Genomic DNA, 19,517 nt, shown 5'->3' with positions numbered 1-19,517 from the left:
GGATAAAGACATGGAACATCCTGCGCCGCCGGTAGCGGCATACGACGTCGAAGCGGTCAGGAAGGATTTCCCGATCCTTTCACGGACGGTCTATGGCAAGCCGCTTGTCTATCTGGACAACGGCGCGTCGGCGCAGAAGCCGCAACTCGTCATCGACGCCGTTGCCCATGCCTATTCCAACGAATACGCCAACGTCCATCGCGGTCTGCATTTCCTGTCGAATGCCGCGACGGAGGCCTATGAACAGGCGCGCGAAAAGGTTCGCCGTTTCCTGAATGCCCCGTCGGTCGACAACATCATCTTCACCAAGTCCTCGACCGAGGCGATCAACACGGTCGCCTACGGCTATGGAATGCCGAAACTCGGCGAGGGGGACGAGATCGTCATCTCGATCATGGAGCATCACTCCAACATCGTTCCCTGGCACTTTATTCGTGAGCGGCAGGGCGCGAAGCTCGTCTGGGCGCCGGTCGACGACGACGGCGCATTCCACATCGAGGACTTCGTCAAGTGCCTGACGGAGTGGACGAAGCTGATCGCCATCACGCACATGTCGAACGCGCTGGGCACGGTGGTTCCGGTCAAGGAGATCTGCCGCATTGCCCGCGAGCGCGGCATTCCGGTGCTTGTCGACGGCAGCCAGGGTGCGGTGCATATGCCCGTCGACGTCCAGGACATCGATTGCGACTGGTATGTGATGACCGGTCACAAGCTCTACGGTCCTTCCGGCATCGGCGTGCTCTATGGCAAGACCGGAAGGCTGAAGGAAATGCGTCCCTTCATGGGTGGCGGCGAGATGATCGAGGAAGTGACCGAGGACCGCGTCACCTACAACGATCCTCCGCATCGCTTCGAGGCCGGCACGCCGCCGATCGTCCAGGCGATCGGGCTCGGCTATGCGCTCGACTACATGGAGAAGGTCGGCCGCGAGGCGATCAGGGCACACGAGGCAAGCCTGACGGCCTATGCCCGCGAACGCCTGTCCTCGGTCAATTCGCTGAGGGTCTTCGGCGACGCGCCCGGCAAGGGGAGTATCTTTTCCTTCGAGATCGCCGGCATACACGCCCATGACGTATCGATGGTCATCGACCGTGCCGGCATTGCGGTGCGCGCCGGAACGCATTGTGCGCAGCCGCTCTTGAAACGGTTCGGCGTCACCTCCACATGCCGGGCGTCCTTCGGTCTTTACAATACCCGGGCCGAGGTCGATGCGCTGGCGGACGCGCTGGAACACGCACGCAAGTTTTTCGCTTAGGGAGACGGACATGGGTCTCGAGCAAACACAAGAAAAAGTTGACGTCCGCGAAGGCATCGTTCATTCGGCCATTCCGCCGGAGGAACTGGCGCGCCTCAGCGACGACATCATCGCGGCGCTCAAAACCGTCTATGACCCGGAAATACCGGCGGACATCTTCGAACTCGGTCTCATCTACAAGATCGATATCGAAGACGACCGGATGGTGAAGATCGACATGACGCTGACCGCGCCGGGCTGCCCCGTGGCTGGTGAGATGCCGGGTTGGGTCGAAAATGCCGTCGGCACCGTCGAGGGCGTTTCGGGCGTCGAAGTGTCGATGACCTTCGATCCGCCGTGGACGCCTGACCGGATGTCGGAAGAGGCGCAGGTTGCGCTCGGCTGGTATTGAGCACCTGCCGATATTGATCCGTTGGCAAGCGGGCATTACATTCAGTCTGGAAAGCGCCGGGCCTTTAACCCGGCGATACGAAGGAGATGGAGCCTATGGGCTTTGCCGTAATGAGCCTGACCGATGCCGCCGCCAGCCGGGTCCGGTCGATCGTGGAAAATGCCGGAGGCGAGGCCAAGGGCATCCGTATCAGCATCAAGAAGGGCGGTTGCGCCGGCATGGAATATGCCGTCGATCTCGTGAGCGAACCCAATTCGAAGGACGACCTGATCGAGCACCAGGGTGCGAAGGTCTGGGTGGCCCCCGAGGCCGTGCTTTACCTTCTGGGCACGCAGATGGATTTCGAGACCACCACGCTGCGCTCTGGCTTCACCTTCAACAACCCGAATCAAACGTCGGCCTGCGGCTGCGGCGAGTCGGTGGAACTGAAGCCTGCGGATCTCGCAGCACTTGCCGAGCGCGGCGACGCGGTGGTCCGCGCCAGCTGATTTCGTAGCCGCTGCGTTTCGAAACGCCCCTCATCCGGCCTGCCAGCCACCTTCTCCCCGTTTTAACGGGGAGAAGGGACAAGCCGCGAGCGCTCGCCCTACATCAAATCGGAGCAAGACAGCAGCCGCGATTCCCCTTCGCCCCGCTTGCGGGGAGAAGGTCCCGGCAGGGGGATGAGGGGCTATCCGGCTCCCGCCGTCACTCCGCCTTGATCTCTCCCATGCGGTTCCAAGCGTCCAGGCCGGCAATCTTGTAGGCCTCGGCGAGGGTCGGGTAGTTGAAGGTGTTCTCGACGAAATATTCGACGGTGCCCTTCAGGTTCAGGACGGCCTGGCCGATATGGACGAGTTCGGTCGCACCTTCGCCGATGATATGGACGCCGAGCAGCCGCCGCGTCCTGAGCGAGAAGATCATCTTCAAGAGTCCCGAATCCAGGCCCATGATGTGCCCGCGCGAAGTCTCGCGGAATCGGGCGATGCCGCATTCGTAGGGAATCCCGCGCTCTTTGACCTCTTCCTCGGACAGGCCGCAGGTGGATATTTCCGGCACGGCATAGATGCCGTAGGGGAAATATTTCTGCGGCTCCTTGGCGATTGCGCCGACCGCAACGCGGGCTGCGACGCGGCCCTGTTCCATAGAGGTCGAGGCGAGGCTCGGAAAGCCGACGACATCGCCGGCGGCGTAGATATTCGGAACCGTCGTCTGGAACGTTTCCGGATTGACCTTCAGCCGACCGCGGGCATCGGCCTCGAGACCTGCCGCGGGAAGGTTGAGCGCATCCGTCGCGCCCATCCGGCCGGCGGCGAAAAGCACCATTTCCGTCGTGATCTTGCGGCCGTTGTCGAGGGTAAGCAGAACCTTGCCATTGTCGAGCCGCTCCACTTTCTCCGCCTTTTGGCCCAGGTTCAGTTTCATCGCGCGGTCGCGCAACTGATAGGTGAAGTCCTCGACGATCTCCCGGTCGATGAAATCGAGCATGGTGGTCTTCGGGTCGATGACCGTCACCTGGATGTCGAGGGCGCTGAAGATGGTGGCGTATTCAATGCCGATGACGCCGGCGCCGATCACCACAAGCGAGCGGGGCAGTTCACGGATATCGAGCAGTTCGTCACTGTCGACGACCGTCCTGCCGTCGAAAGGCATGTAGTCGGGCCGAAAGGGCTTCGTTCCCACGGCAAGCAGGATGCTGGTGCCGGAAACGAGCATGCTCTCGTCGTCGTCTTTGGAGATCTCGAGCGTCGTCGGCCCGACGAAGCTCGCCCTGCCACGGATGTGCTGCACGCGGTTTCGGGCGAACTGGTGCTCGAGCACCTCCACCTCATGGTTGAGCGTGATGATGAGACGACGGCGCAGATCTTCGGCGCTGATTTCCTGCTTGACCCGGTAGGAGCGGCCGTAGAAGCCGCGCTCGCGCCAGCCGGTGAGGTTGAGCGCCGTTTCACGCAGCGTTTTCGACGGAATGGTGCCGGTGTGGACGGAAACGCCACCGACCCGTTTTCCCTGTTCGATGACGAGCACCTTCTTGCCAAGCTTCGCGGCCTGGATGGCTCCCCTGCGCCCGGCCGGACCACTGCCGACGACGATGAGATCGTACTGGTTCATGAACGCTTCCCCTGCTCGCGTGAGAATCGTTGTGCGATGCGGCATCTTTCGCGCAGGCACAGCTATATCGTCAATCGCACCGTTTGATGACGTGCAATGCCGTAGCGCCCTGTTCTGGATGCGTCTGCTGCATATTTTCCATCAGAACAATCGAAGCCCTTTGAGGCTGACATGGCCGTCCTTGCCGATGATGACGTGATCGTGAAGCGCAATGCCGAGCGGCTTGGCGGCCTCGGCGATGAGCTTGGTCATGTCAATGTCCGCGCGTGACGGCGTCGGGTCGCCGGAGGGATGGTTGTGCACTAAAATCAAGGCGGTAGCGGAAAGCTCCAAGGCGCGCTTGACCACCTCGCGAGGATATACGGGCGTGTGGTCGATCGTTCCTTGCTGCTGCACCTCGTCGGCGATCAGCGTGTTGCGCTTGTCGAGGAAAAGGATGCGGAACTGCTCCTTCGTCTCATGCGCCATCGCTGCGTGGCAATAGTCGATCACGGCGCTCCAGGAGGACAGAACCTGCTTGTTGCGCAATTCGCTCCTGAGCATGCGGTGGCTGGCGGTGGCGACGAGCTTGAGATCGAGCGCAACGGACTCTCCGACGCCTTTGACTTCCTGAAGGAGGTGCAGGGGAGCGCCGAAGACGGCCGCAAGCGTGCCGAAGCGGCGAGCAGCGCCTTGGCGATCGGCTTGGTGTCGCGGCGGGGGATGAGGCGGAAGAGGATGAGCTCGAGGATTTCGTAATCCGCCAGCGCCGCATCCCCGTGTTCGCGGTAGCGGGCTCTCAGGCGATCCCGATGGCCGTGATAGTGCGTATCGGTTGCCGGCGCCGGCGCGGTTGCGGGGCTGTTGCGGGTCCGCTTCTCAGGGAAAAACCCGCGTTCGTCCGCGGCGTCGAAAAGCTCGTCGGGTTCGCCGGGCGGGATCTTCGTCACGCGTCGCCCGCGACGTGAATGCCGGGCTTGAAGAGACCGGCCGGTGAGAGCGTGAATATTTCACAGCCGTCCGCCGTGACGCCCACCGTGTGCTCGTATTGGGCCGACAGGGATCGATCGCGTGTAACCGCCGTCCAGCCGTCCGAGAGGACCTTCACATGCGGGCGGCCAAGATTGATCATCGGTTCGATCGTGAAGATCATGCCTTCCTTGAGCTCCGGCCCGTCATTGGCGCTGCCATAGTGAAGGATGTTGGGCGCGTCGTGAAAGAGCCGGCCGACGCCGTGACCGCAGAAGTCGCGAACCACCGAACAACGCTCGGCTTCGGCATAGGCCTGGATCGCCTCGCCGATTGCCCCCGTGCGCGCGCCGGGGCGAACCGCCGCTATGCCGCGCATCAGGCATTCATGCGTCACGTCCAGCAGGCGCTCGGCGGCACGCTTTATCTCTCCGACGGGATACATCCGGCTTGAATCACCGTGCCAGCCATCGACCACATAGGTCACGTCGATATTGACGATGTCCCCTTCGCGCAGCGGCTTGTCGTTGGGGATGCCGTGACAGACCACGTGATTGATCGAGGTGCAGGAAGATTTCGTGTAGCCGCGATAATTGAGGGTTGCAGGGAGCGCGCCGTGGTCCATGCCGAACTCGAAGACGAAGCGGTCGATCTCGTCCGTCGTCACGCCCGGGCTCACGCGCGCCACGAGCTCGTCCAGGCAGCGTGCCGTCACCTGACAGGCCTTGCGCATGCCTTCAAATCCCTCCGGCCCGTAAAGTCGAATGACACCGGTGTTCTTGTAGGGAGCCGCGTCGGCCTCGATGTAAGTTACCATTCCAGACTTCCGTTGTTTCAGGCGATTTTCATAAAACAGCAGGGACCGGTTCGTCCACTACGATCGGTCCTGCCGCCACGATTTGCGCCGGCGATACCGCGCACTTGACCGCATAGGCCTCGACCCCGCGGGCGCTCGCCCTTTCGAAAGCACGAGCATAAACCGGGTCGAGCTCACGGCATATGCGGAAGCGACTGCAATCGCCTCTCTGGATAAGATAGAGCATGATCGCGCGGTGTCCCGCCTCGACCATATCGCCCAGTTCCTCTAGATGTTTCGCGCCGCGTTGTGTCGGGCTGTCCGGGAATTCAGCGAGACCGCGGACGCGGCTGAAATGGACGTTCTTCACCTCGACATAGGCGAGGCCCTTTTCCGCATCGCTGAGCAGAATGTCGATCCTCGAATTGCGGCCGTATCTCTGCTCGCGCCGGAGCGTGCCGTAGGTGTGGAGATTGCCCACCTGTCCGGCCATGATCGCCTCTTCGGCGATCCGGTTCGGCAATCCGGTGTTGATGCCGACCAGCGTGCCGTCCGCCTCGACGATCTCCAGCATGTGGCGATACTTGCGTGTTGGGCTGTCGTGTTCCGAGAGCCAGACCGGCGAGCCCGGTATGGTCAGGCCACGCATCGAGCCGGTATTCGGGCATGAACCGGTGATTGCCGTTCCATCGGCCAGAATAGCGTCGAACAGGAAGCGCTTGTAACGCTGCACAAGCGTCGCAGGTACGAGCGGGCGAGGGAAATTCAAGGGGATTGCACTCTCTGCGGTCAGTCGTTGCGGTCAGGCGCGCACGCGCACGTAGGAGCCGGGCGCTTCCTCGATGGAATTGAGCGGACCTCCGGCCTTCCGCGCCGGAACCCTGCGTTTGTCGAGCCGTTCGACCCAACCCTGCCAATGCGGCCACCAGGACCCGGCCGTCTCCTTCGCTTTACCCATCCAGGTCTCGATGTCGCCCTTCGGCGCCCCTCCCGTCCAGTATTGATACTTGCTTCGGGCCGGAGGGTTGACGACACCGGCGATGTGCCCGGAGCCGGAGAGCACGAAGGTCACCTTGCCGCCGAAGCTGCTGCTGCCGAGGAAAACCGACTTTGCCGGCGCGATGTGGTCCTCCTTCGTCGCGAGATTGTAGATGGGAATCTTTACGTCGCCGAGGGATACGCGGCGGCCGGCCAGCACCATCTCGCCCCTGGAGAGCCTGTTCTCCAGATAGCAGTTGCGCAGGTAGAAAGAGTGGTTGGCCGCGGGCATCCGCGTCGAATCGGAGTTCCAGTAAAGCAGGTCGAAGGGCAGGGGGTCCTGGCCCTTGAGGTAGTTGTTGACGAAATAGGGCCAGATCAGTTCCGAAGCCCGGAGCATGTTGAAGGCCGACGCCATCTTCGAGCCTTCGAGGTAGCCGGTGGCGCTCATATTCGCCTCGATGTGGCGGATCTGGTCGTCGTCCACGAAAACCTTGAGATCGCCGGCGTGGGTGAAATCCACCTGCGTGGTGAAAAGCGTCGCGGAGCGAATGCGGTCGTCCCCTTCGGCGGCATGGAGCGCCAGGGTGGCGGCGAGCAGCGTCCCGCCGACGCAATAGCCGATGGAATTGACTTCGCGCTCGCCGGTTGCCTGCTCGATGATATCAAGCGCGAAGCCTATGCCTTCGCGTGCATAGGCTTCCCAGTCCTTGGAGGCATGGCGTTCGTCCGGGTTTACCCAGGAGATGACGAAGACCGTCTGACCCTGGTCGACAGCCCATTTGATGAAGGACTTCTCCGGATTGAGGTCCAGCACGTAGAATTTGTTGATCCAGGGCGGGCAGATGAGCAACGGCCGCTTCAGCACGGTCTCGGTGCTCGCCTCGTATTGCAGCACCTGGCAGACATCGTTCTGGGCGATCACCTTGCCCGGAGTGATCGCGATGTTCTCTCCGATGGCGAACTTGCTGGTGTCCGTCTGGCGGAGCCGAAGCTCGCCGCGCCCGGCGGCTATGTCTTCCGCCAGCATCTGCATGCCTTTCACGAGATTGGCGCCGCTCGACGCCACGGTCTCGCGATAGAGCTGCGGATTCGTCGTGATGAAGTTGGTCGGGGAAAGAGCGCTGGCAATCTGGCGAACGTAGAAGGCCGCCTTGTGGCGGGTATGATCGTCAAGGCCCTCGGCGTCCTTCACCATTCGCTCTGCCCAGTCGGAGGTGACGAAATAGGCCTGGCGGATGAAATCGAAAAACGGATTCTTCACCCAGTCTTCGTCGGCGAAGCGCTTGTCGTTGCGCTGAAGGCTGGCCGGGTCCTCCAGGGCGTCGCCTGCCATGCGCTGGAGTGTCCGCGACCACATATCGAAGAAGCTGCCGAGAAGATGGGTCTGGGCTTCGAGTGTCCGCCGGGGGTCGGAGAGCCAGTATTCCGAGACCTTGGAGAGGGTCTTGACCATGTCGGAGACCGGCTCGGCGAAACTATCCGTCTTCTCGCCCGCTTCGCGGGGGGCGAGCCATGCGGAAGCGGCTTTTCCGAGCTGCTCTGCCGCGCGAGCCATGTTGATGGCCAGGCTTTCGGGATCCTTGACGATGTAAGGCTCGACCGATTTCGGGTCGAAGCCGGCAAAGCCCGTAGCGCCCTCAGCCTTCTCTGCTGTCACCCGGCGTCCTCCACAGCATCTTGTTTGTTTTGTATTTTTACATTCTGCCCGAAAATGATTACAAGGGCTACTGCATGTTCCCTTGATCGTAGCCGGTCGAAGGACAAAAACATGCAGCAGATCAAAGTGCTACAGCGACCTTTGCGCGTCCCGGGAGACGCGCGGCGCTGTAGCGCATCGTCGCGCCGCAGAAACAGAGGTCATCGCCAGCATGCTTGCCGTCGGAAAACAGCGTTCGCTTTCTTGGATGTCCGCACTGATTCTCGCAGGCGTGCTCGCGGGCTGCAACTCGACGGCTGACCTTGCCACCTATCCCTCTGTTTACGGTCAGAAGCCCGCCGCCATGCAGCAGATGACCAGTGAGGAGGCGCTGAACATGCAGGGCCAGTTGACCGCACTTGCCGGGCAGCGCCGGTCCGGCGCGATCTCCGAAGCCGAGTATCAGCGTCGCCTGAAGGAGTTGCAGCTCCTGGCCGAGCAGCACGGTGCCGACACGCTGAAACAGATCGAGAATTAGCGCTTGCCTTTCTCGTGATTTGGCCGCAAAGCGTTGAATGGCCGCGATGGCGGCCGTTCACCCCGCGCATGTCGAGCGAAGAGCCCAAGGGCTGGCAAAGACGCGCGCCAAATGAGGTCTGGAGATGGAAGAGTTTCATAAAGTCCGGCGTTTGCCGCCCTACGTTTTCGAACAGGTCAACCGTTTGAAAGCTAGCGCGCGAGCGGCCGGTGCTGACATCATCGACCTCGGCATGGGCAATCCGGATCTTCCGACCCCGCAGTCCATCGTGGACAAGCTGTGCGAAGTCGTCCAGGACCCGCGGACGCATCGTTATTCGTCATCGAAGGGCATTCCCGGGCTGCGCCGTGCGCAGGCCGCCTATTACGCACGCCGCTTCGGCGTCAAGCTCAATCCCGAGACGCAGGTCGTCGCGACCCTCGGCTCCAAGGAAGGCTTCGCCAACATGGCGCAGGCCATCACCGCACCCGGCGACGTGGTCCTTTGCCCGAACCCGACCTATCCGATCCACGCCTTCGGATTCCTGATGGCAGGCGGCGTCATCCGCTCGATTTCGGTCGAGCCGGACGAGACCTTTTTCCCGCCGCTCGAGCGTGCGGTCCGGCACTCGATCCCGAAGCCGCTGGCGCTGATCCTCAATTACCCGTCCAATCCGACGGCGCAGGTCGCCACGCTCGATTTCTACAAGGATGTCATCGCCTTTGCGAAGAAGCACGACATCATCGTGCTGTCGGATCTCGCCTATTCGGAGATCTACTTCGACGACGCACCGCCGCCTTCGGTTCTGGAAGTGCCGGGTGCGACCGATGTGACCGTCGAATTCACGTCGATGTCGAAGACCTTCTCCATGCCCGGCTGGCGCATGGGCTTCGCCGTCGGCAACGAACGACTGATCGCGGCGCTGACGCGCGTGAAGTCCTATCTGGACTACGGCGCATTCACCCCGATCCAGGTGGCGGCGACGCAGGCACTGAACGGTGACGGCAGCGACATCGCCGAGGTGCGCGCCATCTACAAGCGGCGCCGCGACGTCATGGTGGAAAGCTTCGGCAAGGCCGGTTTCGAGGTGCCGCCGCCGCCGGCGACGATGTTCGCCTGGGCGAAGATCCCCGAGAAGTTCCGCCATCTCGGCTCGCTGGAATTCTCCAAGCTTCTCGTCGAGAAAGCGGATGTCGCCGTTGCTCCGGGTATCGGCTTCGGCGAGCAGGGGGACGACTATGTTCGTCTCGCGCTGGTGGAGAACGAACACCGCATCCGCCAGGCCGCGCGTAATATCAAGCGCTTCCTTTCTTCGGCGGACGAGACGATGCACAACGTCATCTCGCTCAACGCACATCGGTAAGGAGCCGGGCTGTGCCCGTTTCCGCACCCAATTTGCCCCGCCCGGTCTGGCGGGGCGCCTCTACGTGTTAGGAACTTGCTATGGCAGATGCCCTCAAAATCGGCATTGCGGGCTTGGGGACCGTCGGTGCCTCGCTCGTGCGGATTCTCCAGGATCGTCATGAGACGATGGCGACCACATGCGGCAGGGCGATCGAAATTACGGCCGTAGCGGCAAGGGAGCGGTCGAAAGATCGCGGAGTGAAGCTTGCGGGAATTGCCTGGTTCGAGGACGCAGTTTCGCTGGCGTCGGAAGCAGACATCGACGTCTTTGTCGAACTGATGGGCGGTGCCGGAGATCCGGCCTATTCCTGCGTGAAGGCGGCGCTCATGCGCGGCGTTCATGTGGTGACCGCCAATAAGGCGCTTCTGGCAGCACATGGTATCGAGCTGGCGGAAATTGCCGAGCAGCATGGCGCGCTTCTGAATTACGAAGCTGCGGTCGCCGGCGGCATTCCCGTCATCAAGGCGCTTCGCGAGTCGATGACCGGCAACACGATCTCGCGCGTCTACGGGATCATGAACGGCACGTGCAACTACATCCTGACGAAGATGGAGAAGGAGGGGCTCTCCTTCGAGGAGTGCCTCAAGGAGGCTCAGCGTCTCGGCTATGCCGAGGCCGATCCGGCCTTCGACATCGAGGGCAACGACACCGCGCACAAGCTCTCGATCCTGACGAGTCTTGCCTTCGGCACCGCGATTGCTGCCGACGACATCTATCTCGAGGGCATCACCAACATCTCGATCGAAGATATTCAGGCGGCTTCCGACCTCGGTTACCGCATCAAGCTTCTCGGAGTGGCTCAGCGAACCGATAGCGGCATAGAGCAGCGCGTCCATCCGACCATGGTACCCCACGACACCGTCATCGCGCAGGTCGACGGGGTGACCAATGCGGTTGCGATCGAATCCGACATTCTTGGCGAGCTCCTGATGGTGGGCCCGGGCGCCGGCGGGGACGCGACCGCATCGGCCGTGCTTGGCGATATCGCCGACATTGCCAAGAGCCGGCCCGGCGCGCAGCACGTGCCGGCATTCGGCCGTCCGGCGAAGGCGCTGCTGCCCTACAAGCGCGCCCGTATGCAGAGCCACGAGGGCGGCTACTTCATCCGGTTGAAAGTGGTCGACCGCACCGGCGTCTTCGCCAATGTGGCGAAGCACATGGCGGAGAACGACATCTCGCTGGAATCCATCATGCAGCATTCCAAGCACTATGCCGACCCGGCCGAGCCGAAGACGATCATCCTCGTCACGCATGCGACATCAGAGGCTTCCGTGCGCAAGGCGATCGTCTCGATCAAGGGCGAGGGCTATCTCGTCGGCGAGCCGCAGGTCATCCGGATCGAGCGTCCGAAGGCCTGGTGACCGCGCGTCCCCATCAAATCTGTTGAGAAGCCGCTTCGACTCGCGACTTGCAGGCCGAACTGCGCCCCCGCCGGTTTTTCAGTGCCGAAATCTTCGTTAAGAACGGAGGGACTTCGGGCGGGTAGACAGATGGACGTTTTGGCGGATCCGATCCAGCGGGCATTTCTCGGCGTTGAACGCTCAGTCAGCGGTCAGCGCTGGGTGTCGCGCCTCGATCAGGCGGGCCAGAACCGTGCGCTGGCCATCAGTCAGGTCCACGGCTATTCCGAACTCATCGCCCGCGTGCTTGCCGGACGCGGCGTCGGACTGGACGACGCGGCGGCATTCCTCGAGCCGACGTTGCGCGCACTGATGCCCGATCCCGACACCCTGACCGACGGCCGCAAGGCGGCCGAGCGGCTCGCGGATGCTATTCGTCGCCGCGAGAAGGTTGTGATCTTCGGGGACTACGATGTCGATGGTGCGGCCTCATCCGCGCTCATGGCGCGTTTCCTGCGGCATTTCGATATCACGGCCGAGATCTATATTCCCGACCGCATTTTCGAGGGCTACGGACCGAACCCGCAGGCGATCGATCAATTGATCGATCGGGGCTCCGAACTGATCGTCACGGTCGACTGCGGCTCGACGAGCCATGAAGCGCTGGCGGTGGCGGCTGAGCGCAGGACCGATGTCGTGGTCATCGACCACCATCAGGTAGGCTCAGTGCTGCCGCCGTGTCACGCCCTGGTGAATCCGAACCGGGAGGACGATCTGTCGGGGCAGGGGCATCTCTGCGCCGCGGGCGTCGTCTATCTGGTACTCGTCAATACATTGCGCGTGCTCCGCCTCAGGGGCGACCCGCGCGCGGCATCCTTCGACCTTCTGTCGCTGCTCGATCTGGTGGCGCTTGCGACCGTCTGCGACGTGGTGCCGCTCAAGGGTCTCAACCGGGCCTATGTCGTCAAGGGACTGCTTGCCGCACGGCATATGGGCAATGCGGGTCTTGCCGCACTCTTGCGCAAGGCGGCGATCGGCGGACCCGTGACCCCCTATCATCTCGGCTTCCTGCTTGGCCCGCGGATCAATGCCGGCGGGCGTATCGGCGACGCTGCGCTCGGCAGCCGTCTGCTGACCCTCGACGATGCGGCGGCGGCGGAAGCCATCGCCAGCCAGCTCGATGAACTCAATCGCGATCGCCAGGCGATGGAGGCGGCGATGCTTGCGGAGGCGGAAGCCGAGGTGCTGGCGGAATACGGAACGGGCGAGGGCGCGTCGGTGATCGTCACAGCCAGGCAGAACTGGCACCCCGGCATCGTCGGTCTCATAGCGGCACGCATAAAGGAGAAATTCCGCCGGCCGGCCTTTGCAATTGCGTTCGATCCGAACGGCCGTGGAACCGGATCCGGCCGTTCGATCAACGGTTTCGACATGGGGCGGCTCGTCCGTGCGGCCGTCGACAACGGCCTGCTGGTCAAAGGCGGTGGGCACGCAATGGCTGCCGGGCTGACGGTCGAGCGCGGTAAGCTCGGCCAGCTTCGGCAATTCTTCGAAGAGCGCGCGGAAACTGCCATTCGCGATCTCGTCGCCGTCCAAACGCTCAAGGTCGATGGCGCGCTGGCCGCCGCCGGGGCGACGCTCGACCTCGTCGACCTTCTCGACCAGGCGGGCCCTTATGGCTCCGGCCATCCGCAACCGCTCTTTGCCTTCCCGCAACATCGGCTGCGGGATAGCCGCCAAGTCGGGGCCAACCACGTGAAGGTGACGCTCGAGGGGCAGGACGGCAGCCGCATGGAAGGCATCGCCTTCCGCGCGATGGACACGCCGCTCGGCGATTTCCTGCTCGGCAACCGCGGCGCCACCGTTCATGTTGCGGGTTCCGTGTCAGCGGATCTGTGGCAGGGGACACGCAAGGTTCAACTGCGTGTGACGGACGCGGCGAAGGCTAACTGAGGCGTGATCCGACGCGGCGGTTCCCAGCCGAATCAGCGTCTTATGAAATTTTCTTAAAGACTTTGAAGAGGAATGGCACGCCCAACGGGAATCGAACCCGTGTTTCCGCCGTGAAAGGGCGGCGTCCTAGACCGCTAGACGATGGGCGCCTGCTGCAGCGTTTTGTGCTCCGAAAGGCGCACGCGCTGTAAGACAAAGCGGCTTATAGAGAGCGCTTCGGATTCTCGCAAGAGACCCCGAGCGGTAAATTTCGATTTTCCTCGGAAAAGATCGGGAGCAAATGCAGGCGCTATTCGGAAGCGAAATGGTGCGCTTGCAGGGTAAGAAATTGGTACGCCCAACGGGACTCGAACCCGTGTTACCGCCGTGAGAGGGCGGCGTCCTGACCGCTAGACGATGGGCGCCTGCTGGTGACGATCAGCACCATACTATGAAAAACATGAAATGGAAAAGAGGTGGAATGGCACGCCCAACGGGAATCGAACCCGTGTTTCCGCCGTGAAAGGGCGGCGTCCTAGACCGCTAGACGATGGGCGCCTGCTGCAGCAACCTTTGTACCTCTGAAAAGGCGCAAGCCGCTGTAAGACAAGGCGGCTTATAGAGAGGGCATCGGGTTCATGCAAGTGATGAGAGGCGATTATTTTGTTTTTTCGGCAAGAGATTCGCGCAGGTCACCTCGTTCCTATGGTGACGGAAAGCATAGGCGTCTCATTCGCGCGCAAGGCGAAGTATCCACAAGTATAAGAGGGGGAAGTGGCACGCCCAACGGGAATCGAACCCGTGTTTCCGCCGTGAAAGGGCGGCGTCCTAGACCGCTAGACGATGGGCGCCTGCTGCAGCAACCTTTGTGCCTCCGATAAGACGCAAGTCGCTGTAAGACGAGGCGGCTTATAGAGAGGGCTTCGGATTCCCGCAAGTGGCAGTTTTCATTTTTTCTCGGAAAAATCGCCTCTGATCACGACGGGCCTTGTTTGAATGTAGCGATCGCCGATCAGCCTTTGCGACGGCGACAGCGCCAGTTCCAGTCGCGCTGGGGGCCGATGTCGATATGGACGGAGTTGGTATGGCAGTAGGTGCCGACGCCGCCGCGGCCGGGAACGTTGCGCAGGAAATTCGCGAGCTCCCATTTGCTGACGCCCGCCACCTGGATATCCGCCGCCTCGCAGCGTGTGTGGAGAGACTGGCGCTTGCGGTTGACCTTGATGGCGCGCAGGCCCGAGGTGACCATGACTTTGCGGCCGTAGTGACCCTCCACCGTCTTCAGGATGTCGAGAAGCGCCGGTTTGAAACAGCCTGTTTCCACCTTCTCCGTTTGCAGGATGAGGCCGCTCGGCGTGAGTCGGGCAAGGCCGGAGAGGTTCGCCACTTCTACGGGCGCGTCGTCCTCGTCAGCCTCGTGCGCTTCGTGTTCCATGCTGAAAAGCGGGTTCATATTGACGCCGGGCAGTGAGGTATAGGCGAGGGAAGCCACCTGCGGCTGTCCCGCATTGTTTGCGGTAATCGTTTTCTTCTCGCCTGCCGGCACAGCGCGTATCGGGTCGGCCCGCGGCTTTTCCCTGCGTTTCGGCGCAAACAGGCTTGCGAGGGTCCAGGTCTTCTTCGTCTCTTGAGTCTCTTTCTCGCCTTGGGTGGGGCCCGCCGGTTGGGTGGCATCCGCCGGCGTCCCCGAGGCGACTTCGACCGGCTGCAGGGCTGCCGCCGTCGCGCCTGATAATGCGGCCTGCGCGCTCAAAGGCAACGGAACGGCCGCGGGCGTATCGCTTTCGCCGGTGGCTGCCGGAGTTGCAGCAGAAATCGCCTCGTTTGCCGCTGGAACGTCGCCTGCCGCGCCCTGTTGCGGTTGAATAACCGGTTGGGCCTCGGATTGCCCGTTGCTGAAGAGGCTATTGGCCTTGGCATTCATCGTCGGTGATGCGCCGGCCGGCGGCGTTGCCGTCGGCTGGCTGCTTGGGTCCGGCTGCGCTGCCCCGGACGGGCCTGCTGGCGATTGCCCGTAGATGCTCGATGATGTCGCGCGCAGCGCAGTGCCCTGCATGGCCAGGCCGGGCTGCATGGCGGCGCTGCTTTGGCCCGGTGCGCCGTCGGACGCCTGCGCCGTCGTGCCGGCGCCAGGCGCAGCCTCTTGCCCGTCTTGCATCGTCTCCTGGGATGCCGCCGGCGCTGCTTCCGCCACCTGTTGGGATTTGAGCTGGCCGATTGTCTCGTTGTCGGCGACTGCCGACACACAGCCGGCCAGTGCCAGCAGCGATACGGATAGTGCCGCGGCGCGTCCGATCGTCAGGAGCCTGTATCCTGGTTCCAGATGTTGCAACGCCTTTTCCCCGCTCTCCGTGCATGCGGGTGGCCTTGTACCGCGCACACAACACGTCCCGGTTCCGAATACTGTCCGGAACGGCACAACAATTTCACGCGGAGGGCGCTAGGCTCCCCACGGGAAAGGTCAGGCAAGTATAGGGCTATCCCCGCAAGTGACGACGAAGCAGAGCCCCGTTTCAACGTCTGCGCGGCAAGGTAATGAACGCCGCGTGTTTTGTAAACCTGCACCAACCTATTTCAGCTTCGCAAAATATAAGCGAAGGCCCGGCAATAGCCGGGCCTGAAGATCATCCGCTGTTCTATCGATCCTCTTGCGCCGGCCGGTGCCGCGCCGCTCGGCAGAGCCGGCGACGGCTGACGATTAGCCGGTGGCAGTTGTGCGAGGCTTACCAGACCCCCGTATTGGCCATCGAAGCCCAGGGTTCCTGGGCCGCCAGGTGTTCGCCTTTCTGCAGGATCTCGATCGAGATGCCGTCCGGCGAGCGGACGAAGGCCATGTGGCCGTCGCGCGGCGGACGATTGATCGTCACGCCGTTGTCCATCAGATGCTTGCAGAATGCGTAGATATCGTCGACCTCGTAGGCGAGGTGGCCGAAGTTCCGCCCGCCGGCATATTCCTCGGGATCCCAATTATAGGTGAGTTCCAGGCAGGGCGCGGCTTCATCCTTGGCGCGGTCGACATCGCCGGGGGCAGCGAGAAAGACGAGCGTGAAGCGGCCTTTCTCGTTCTCGTACCGGCGAATCTCTTGGAGCCCGAAAAGCTTGCAATAGAAATGAAGAGCCTGGTCGAGGTCTTTGACGCGAACCATTGTATGCAGATACCGCATTGGAGAATGTCCCTGTTTCGTGGAAGATGGCGTATAGTGAGGCGACGGCAAGCCAGACGCAAGGCTGCGTGCCTATAAACGTCTCAGGCCAAAATATGTCGAGGGGCTTGCACACGCGCAGCGGGACAATGTTATTCTGGCCCATAAGAATCAGTTAACCGTATCGAAGTGTTGCGCGTAACGAGGGGCTGCGAGAATGGCTGACAGGACATCTTCGAAAGACGTCATCCATAATGGCGAATTTGGCAACGACGCCCTTGATCTCATCGAAATTACCGGCGTTATCAAGTGGTTCGACGTTGCCAAGGGTTTCGGCTTCATCGTTCCGGACAACGGCATGCAGGACGTTTTGCTGCATGTGACTTGCCTCCGGCGCGACGGATATCAGACCGTTCTGGAAGGTGCCCGGGTCGTCGCTCTCATTCAGAAGCGGGATCGTGGCTACCAGGCCTTCCGCATACTCTCGATGGACCAATCGACGGCCGTTCACCCCTCCCAGCTGCCACCGGTCAGAACACATGTTCAAGTCACCCCGACGAGCGGCCTCGAGCGCGTGCTCGTGAAGTGGTTCAACCGAACCAAGGGATTCGGCTTCCTGACGCGCGGGGAGGGCACCGAAGACATTTTCGTGCATATGGAAACGCTGCGCCGCTTCGGCCTGACGGAGCTGAGGCCCGGCCAGGTGGTGCTCTGCCGTTTCGGGGACGGAGAGAAGGGTCTGATGGCTGCGGAGATTCATCCCGACGGACCGACGCCGACCACGCGGTCGCACTGATGTCCGGAGTCGTCGGCATAGCTGCAAGAAGCGCCCTGACGGCGCTTTTTTTGTTGTTACTGCTCGTTGCCTCAGCCATGGCCGAGGTTTCCTTTGCGAAGGAGCGGGTGCGGCTGATAACGGCGAGCGGACGCACGCATGATCTGACGGTGGAGCTCGCGGTCGACCCGAGTCAGCGCGAGCAGGGGCTGATGTATCGCCGGCAGATGGCGCCGGATCATGGCATGCTGTTCGATTTCGGCGAGACGCGGCCGGTGATGATGTGGATGAAGAACACCTATCTGCCGCTCGACATGCTTTTCATCGCAAGTGACGGCACGATCCGCACCATCCACGAGAACGCGGTTCCGCATTCCGAAGCGATTATCGATTCCAGGGAACCCGTGGCCTATGTGCTCGAGCTTAACGCCGGAACCGTGAAGCGGCTCGGCGTCAGCCCCGGGGACAGGCTCGAAGGCGCGGGACTTCCGGCGACGAAGCGGGCGAACTGAAGCATCCGCCGGCTCCGCGCTAGCCGCGAAATTTGCTGTTGCAGCAGCAGGGCGAAGCGTGTATCTCCGCCTTCGTGGTGCGGAGTGTAGCGCAGTCTGGTAGCGCATCTGGTTTGGGACCAGAGGGTCGGGAGTTCGAATCTCTCCACTCCGACCATCCAATCACGTGAAAACATTGATCTCTTGGTCAACGGGAGCCGTTCGAAACAATGTCCGCGAAGATCTATCGTCCCGCAAAGACAGCAATGCAGTCCGGCAAGGCCAAGACGCATCTGTGGGTGCTGGAGTTCGATCAGGAGAGACCGCGCACGATCGACCCGATCATGGGCTATACGAGTTCCGCCGACACGCGGCAGCAGGTTCGCCTGACCTTCGAGAGTGCTGAGCAGGCGATCGCCTATGCCGAGCGCAACGGCATCGAGTATCGCGTGATCGCGCCCAAGGATGCGGCTCGCAAGAATGTTTCCTATTCGGACAATTTCCGTTTCAACCGGATGCAGCCCTGGACCCATTGAGGCTCATGTGCTGAGACGGCCCCTTAGCTCAGCTGGATAGAGCACCTGCCTTCTAAGCAGGTTGTCGCAGGTTCGAGTCCTGCAGGGGTCGCCATCTAACACTTTGTTAATGCTGTCGAATATTAAAATAAAAGCGAAACGGCTCCTGCGTTCCTGCGGGAGCCGTGATCCGACAAAATCCCTTTGGCAGAGCGTAGATTCCCGAAAAATTCCCGAACATGGCCGGTTCGTTCGCTGGAAATTTTTAGTGCGTGCTGATGAGATGATACCTTCCGCTTTGCCAACATCGTTTCGAAGATCGGCCTCCGCTTTTTTGAAGGCGGGCAGTCTCGTTGCGAGTGTGAATACTCCCACCACCCCACGCTCAATATAATTGAGGCTCAAGTAAACCGCCCAGCCCAACTGCAACATCACAATTTCCGATTCGACTACCTGACAAGATAATTCTTTTTTATCGCGTAAGCCTCTGAGAAGGCTATCGAATCCTTGGTAGTCGATCTGATGGTTGCACAGGGGAGGTGGCGCAGTCGGGAGAATCGGTTGATGATTTCACAGGTCCAGGCGAGAGCCGGGATGGACGTGCCATCGCCTTCCGTGGGCGGCGCGGATCAACTGATCCTGACACCATCAGCCCTCCATGCTCTTTCAAGAGGACGACCATGCTTGCCCAAAAGCAACCTTCCACCGACGAGTTCGATCCCATCGATGCAGCTTTGCCGTATCACGATGGTGATGTACGCGCGACAATCGCCACTCTTCTGGCTGACTGCGGGCATCTCCGAGAGCAGCTTGTGATAGCGAAAGGTTGCATCAGCAGGGGGCTGACGCGTGGATGGACGCCGGAGCTTGAACGGCAAGATTGATCGGATAAGCGCCTCCCCTGAAGTCTCGCCGAATGGAGGAGGGGGCAAGATTACGTCGCACCTGTCGGGAAATACCAAAAGTTGGTCGCCACCGTCTCGTGGATGGGCGTCACTCGTTCGTCTACGAGATCATTGACGAGCATCGAGCCATCGCGCCGGGACGTTTTCCGGAAGTTTTACAAGCCACCATGTGGCACTTGGAAACCATTCTGGTATCCGCAGCGCGAACGAATTCGCCCGTCTCAGTTCGACGGGGCGTTAGAAAGCTGGCTTGGTGATAACCGAAAGGATCGAGATCGAGACCCTGGACATTCGAATTTCCGACGACGGGTAGAACGGAGTTCCCTTGGCCAAGAGCATTTCAGCGACGTCCGATGATCTTCCCCCCTTCCGGCTGCAATGCTGGGTTTATTCCTG

16 protein-coding genes, 6 tRNA genes and 1 pseudogene are annotated in these 19,517 nt (G+C 61.5%); 12 read left to right on the top strand and 11 right to left on the bottom strand.

The window, feature by feature from the left end; all coding sequences use genetic code 11:
* Nucleotides 1-10 precede the first annotated feature (10 nt).
* The 3 genes from PZL22_RS09905 to sufA all read left to right on the top strand — a co-directional run bounded on the left by PZL22_RS09905 (nt 11) and on the right by sufA (nt 2,134).
* Nucleotides 11-1,255 (top strand): cysteine desulfurase, encoded by a 1,245-nt coding sequence (locus tag PZL22_RS09905; RefSeq protein ID WP_003531486.1) that lies wholly within the window; start codon nt 11-13, stop codon nt 1,253-1,255.
* Between the two features lie 10 nt (nt 1,256-1,265).
* Nucleotides 1,266-1,646, top strand: a complete 381-nt coding sequence (locus tag PZL22_RS09900) for an SUF system Fe-S cluster assembly protein (protein WP_003531488.1) — start codon at nt 1,266-1,268, stop codon at nt 1,644-1,646.
* A gap of 95 nt (nt 1,647-1,741) precedes the next feature.
* Entirely contained in the window at nt 1,742-2,134 is a 393-nt protein-coding gene (gene sufA, locus PZL22_RS09895) for a Fe-S cluster assembly scaffold SufA (protein WP_003531489.1), read from the top strand.
* 199 nt (nt 2,135-2,333) lie between these two features.
* On the opposite strand, the gene sthA is transcribed toward sufA, so the two are convergent.
* The 5 genes and pseudogenes from sthA to phaC all read right to left on the bottom strand — a co-directional run bounded on the left by sthA (nt 2,334) and on the right by phaC (nt 8,119).
* Nucleotides 2,334-3,737, bottom strand: a complete 1,404-nt coding sequence (gene sthA, locus PZL22_RS09890) for a Si-specific NAD(P)(+) transhydrogenase (protein ID WP_003537057.1) — start codon at nt 3,735-3,737, stop codon at nt 2,334-2,336.
* Nucleotides 3,738-3,878: 141 nt separating this feature from the next.
* Nucleotides 3,879-4,666, bottom strand: a pseudogene (gene radC / locus PZL22_RS09885) (RadC family protein).
* Nucleotides 4,663-5,502 carry a type I methionyl aminopeptidase gene (gene map, locus PZL22_RS09880; protein WP_003537051.1) on the bottom strand — a complete coding sequence of 280 codons (840 nt, stop codon included), beginning with the start codon at nt 5,500-5,502 and terminating at the stop codon, nt 4,663-4,665. Before map ends, radC begins: the two are co-directional and overlap by 4 nt.
* Nucleotides 5,503-5,530: 28 nt before the next feature.
* On the bottom strand, nt 5,531-6,250 hold the full coding sequence (gene sfsA, locus PZL22_RS09875; RefSeq protein ID WP_003537048.1) for a DNA/RNA nuclease SfsA: 720 nt from the start codon (nt 6,248-6,250) through the stop codon (nt 5,531-5,533).
* Nucleotides 6,251-6,283: 33 nt separating this feature from the next.
* The gene (gene phaC, locus PZL22_RS09870; protein ID WP_003537046.1) at nt 6,284-8,119 is read right to left on the bottom strand and encodes a poly(3-hydroxyalkanoate) polymerase subunit PhaC; all 1,836 of its coding nucleotides are present in this window, start codon (nt 8,117-8,119) and stop codon (nt 6,284-6,286) included.
* 211 nt (nt 8,120-8,330) lie between these two features.
* On the opposite strand from phaC, the gene PZL22_RS09865 reads away from it, so the two are divergent.
* From PZL22_RS09865 to recJ, 4 genes are all read left to right on the top strand, one after another.
* On the top strand, nt 8,331-8,636 hold the full coding sequence (locus tag PZL22_RS09865; protein ID WP_003537044.1) for a hypothetical protein: 306 nt from the start codon (nt 8,331-8,333) through the stop codon (nt 8,634-8,636).
* 124 nt (nt 8,637-8,760) lie between these two features.
* Nucleotides 8,761-9,978 carry an LL-diaminopimelate aminotransferase gene (locus PZL22_RS09860; RefSeq protein ID WP_003537042.1) on the top strand — a complete coding sequence of 406 codons (1,218 nt, stop codon included), beginning with the start codon at nt 8,761-8,763 and terminating at the stop codon, nt 9,976-9,978.
* An 80-nt stretch (nt 9,979-10,058) separates the two neighbouring features.
* The gene (locus PZL22_RS09855; protein WP_003537040.1) at nt 10,059-11,381 is read left to right on the top strand and encodes a homoserine dehydrogenase; all 1,323 of its coding nucleotides are present in this window, start codon (nt 10,059-10,061) and stop codon (nt 11,379-11,381) included.
* A 129-nt stretch (nt 11,382-11,510) separates the two neighbouring features.
* On the top strand, nt 11,511-13,313 hold the full coding sequence (gene recJ / locus PZL22_RS09850; protein ID WP_003537038.1) for a single-stranded-DNA-specific exonuclease RecJ: 1,803 nt from the start codon (nt 11,511-11,513) through the stop codon (nt 13,311-13,313).
* Nucleotides 13,314-13,386: 73 nt separating this feature from the next.
* Here the strand turns inward: recJ and PZL22_RS09845 are convergent.
* The 6 genes from PZL22_RS09845 to PZL22_RS09820 form a co-directional block, all read right to left on the bottom strand.
* Nucleotides 13,387-13,462 (bottom strand) — tRNA-Glu (locus tag PZL22_RS09845).
* Nucleotides 13,463-13,642: 180 nt separating this feature from the next.
* A tRNA-Glu gene (locus PZL22_RS09840) sits at nt 13,643-13,717 on the bottom strand.
* A 57-nt stretch (nt 13,718-13,774) separates the two neighbouring features.
* A tRNA-Glu gene (locus tag PZL22_RS09835) sits at nt 13,775-13,850 on the bottom strand.
* A 217-nt stretch (nt 13,851-14,067) separates the two neighbouring features.
* Nucleotides 14,068-14,143, bottom strand: a tRNA-Glu gene (locus PZL22_RS09830).
* Nucleotides 14,144-14,304: 161 nt separating this feature from the next.
* On the bottom strand, nt 14,305-15,624 hold the full coding sequence (locus PZL22_RS09825) for a YcbK family protein (RefSeq protein ID WP_003530916.1): 1,320 nt from the start codon (nt 15,622-15,624) through the stop codon (nt 14,305-14,307).
* A gap of 391 nt (nt 15,625-16,015) precedes the next feature.
* Entirely contained in the window at nt 16,016-16,456 is a 441-nt protein-coding gene (locus PZL22_RS09820; protein WP_003530919.1) for a VOC family protein, read from the bottom strand.
* Nucleotides 16,457-16,652: 196 nt separating this feature from the next.
* Between PZL22_RS09820 and PZL22_RS09815 the strand changes: the two genes are divergently transcribed.
* The 5 genes from PZL22_RS09815 to PZL22_RS09795 all read left to right on the top strand — a co-directional run bounded on the left by PZL22_RS09815 (nt 16,653) and on the right by PZL22_RS09795 (nt 18,331).
* Nucleotides 16,653-17,231: a cold-shock protein gene (locus PZL22_RS09815; protein ID WP_003530922.1), complete on the top strand. Its 579-nt coding sequence runs from the start codon at nt 16,653-16,655 to the stop codon at nt 17,229-17,231.
* Nucleotides 17,231-17,722 carry a DUF192 domain-containing protein gene (locus PZL22_RS09810; protein ID WP_003530923.1) on the top strand — a complete coding sequence of 164 codons (492 nt, stop codon included), beginning with the start codon at nt 17,231-17,233 and terminating at the stop codon, nt 17,720-17,722. The genes PZL22_RS09815 and PZL22_RS09810 overlap by 1 nt, the downstream gene beginning before the upstream one ends.
* Before the next feature lie 80 nt (nt 17,723-17,802).
* Nucleotides 17,803-17,879: transfer RNA gene (locus tag PZL22_RS09805), tRNA-Pro, on the top strand.
* A 52-nt stretch (nt 17,880-17,931) separates the two neighbouring features.
* The gene (locus PZL22_RS09800; protein ID WP_003530925.1) at nt 17,932-18,237 is read left to right on the top strand and encodes an ETC complex I subunit; all 306 of its coding nucleotides are present in this window, start codon (nt 17,932-17,934) and stop codon (nt 18,235-18,237) included.
* A gap of 17 nt (nt 18,238-18,254) precedes the next feature.
* Nucleotides 18,255-18,331, top strand: a tRNA-Arg gene (locus tag PZL22_RS09795).
* Nucleotides 18,332-19,517: the final 1,186 nt, after the last annotated feature.

The organism is Ensifer meliloti, assembly GCF_030064585.1.
Taxonomy (GTDB): Bacteria; Pseudomonadota; Alphaproteobacteria; order Rhizobiales; family Rhizobiaceae; genus Sinorhizobium; species Sinorhizobium meliloti.
This window is presented reverse-complemented; position numbering and strand designations above follow the sequence as displayed.

Coding starts and splice junctions, on each gene's coding strand:
- sthA (WP_003537057.1), bottom strand. CDS start 3,737: ATGAACCAGTACGATCTCATCGTCGTCGGCAGTGGTCCGGCCGGGCGC.
- sufA (WP_003531489.1), top strand. CDS start 1,742: ATGGGCTTTGCCGTAATGAGCCTGACCGATGCCGCCGCCAGCCGGGTC.
- PZL22_RS09900 (WP_003531488.1), top strand. CDS start 1,266: ATGGGTCTCGAGCAAACACAAGAAAAAGTTGACGTCCGCGAAGGCATC.
- PZL22_RS09865 (WP_003537044.1), top strand. CDS start 8,331: ATGCTTGCCGTCGGAAAACAGCGTTCGCTTTCTTGGATGTCCGCACTG.
- PZL22_RS09800 (WP_003530925.1), top strand. CDS start 17,932: ATGTCCGCGAAGATCTATCGTCCCGCAAAGACAGCAATGCAGTCCGGC.
- recJ (WP_003537038.1), top strand. CDS start 11,511: ATGGACGTTTTGGCGGATCCGATCCAGCGGGCATTTCTCGGCGTTGAA.
- PZL22_RS09815 (WP_003530922.1), top strand. CDS start 16,653: ATGGCTGACAGGACATCTTCGAAAGACGTCATCCATAATGGCGAATTT.
- PZL22_RS09905 (WP_003531486.1), top strand. CDS start 11: ATGGAACATCCTGCGCCGCCGGTAGCGGCATACGACGTCGAAGCGGTC.
- PZL22_RS09820 (WP_003530919.1), bottom strand. CDS start 16,456: ATGCGGTATCTGCATACAATGGTTCGCGTCAAAGACCTCGACCAGGCT.
- PZL22_RS09810 (WP_003530923.1), top strand. CDS start 17,231: ATGTCCGGAGTCGTCGGCATAGCTGCAAGAAGCGCCCTGACGGCGCTT.
- PZL22_RS09860 (WP_003537042.1), top strand. CDS start 8,761: ATGGAAGAGTTTCATAAAGTCCGGCGTTTGCCGCCCTACGTTTTCGAA.
- map (WP_003537051.1), bottom strand. CDS start 5,502: ATGGTAACTTACATCGAGGCCGACGCGGCTCCCTACAAGAACACCGGT.
- PZL22_RS09855 (WP_003537040.1), top strand. CDS start 10,059: ATGGCAGATGCCCTCAAAATCGGCATTGCGGGCTTGGGGACCGTCGGT.